Source organism: Vibrio sp. 03_296, assembly GCF_002265885.1.
Genome location: NZ_NPKW01000264.1, coordinates 1 through 788, shown reverse-complemented (window position 1 = coordinate 788; position 788 = coordinate 1). Strand labels below are relative to the sequence as shown.

Genomic DNA, 788 nt, shown 5'->3' with positions numbered 1-788 from the left:
ATCATTCCTGATTGCCCTGAAACATTAAAAAACACCTTCGAAAAAGCCCAATCAACTAGCGGATGTGGTGGTGACTTCTGGTGGCGTCAGCGTGGGCGAAGCCGACTACACCAAAGACATTTTGGAGCAGCTAGGCGAAATCGGATTTGGAAATTGGCGATCAAACCGGGTAAACCTTGCTTTGGCAAACTCAGCACCGCGTGGTTCTGCGGTCTGCCAGGTAACCCGTTTCTGCCGTTTTAACGATGTATGTTTTGGTTCAGCCAATGTCTGGCCAAATTGGCAGGCCATTCACAATGGAAGGCACCAGAGTCCATCCCAGCCACAAACACGAACGGCGTTTAAAAAAGGCCCCCGGTCGTACCGACTACCAACGCGGCATCTACACCATTGAGAATGGTCAGTTCTTTGTCGAAACAACTGGGAATCAAAGCTCTGGCGCGTTTCGTTCAATGAGCTTGGCAAATTGTTTTGTGGTTTTAGAACGAGAGCGTGGACGTGTTGAAGTGGGTGAAACCGTCAATATCGAGTTGTTTAACTCAACCCTATTTTAGGAGCTGAAGGTGGAGATTCTTTCCGATCAGGAAATGCTGCGCTACAACCGCCAAATCATCCTACGTCAGTTTGATTTTGAAGGCCAAGAAGCTCTCAAACAGAGCTCCATCTTAATTTTGGGTGCCGGTGGCCTTGGCTGTGCTGCGAGTCAATATCTGGCGACTGCGGGGGTCGGCAGGCTGACATTGATTGACGACGATATTGTTGAGTTGTCCAATTTGCAGCGCCAAGTC

General features: G+C 49.2%; 1 protein-coding gene and 1 pseudogene. Both read left to right on the top strand.

The window, feature by feature from the left end; all coding sequences use genetic code 11:
* Window positions 1-554, top strand: a pseudogene (locus CIK04_RS23855) (molybdopterin-binding protein); the annotation flags it as partial.
* 9 nt (window positions 555-563) lie between these two features.
* Window positions 564-788: ThiF family adenylyltransferase (locus CIK04_RS23850; RefSeq protein WP_176463416.1), on the top strand; the 225-nt coding region annotated here is incomplete at its 3' end.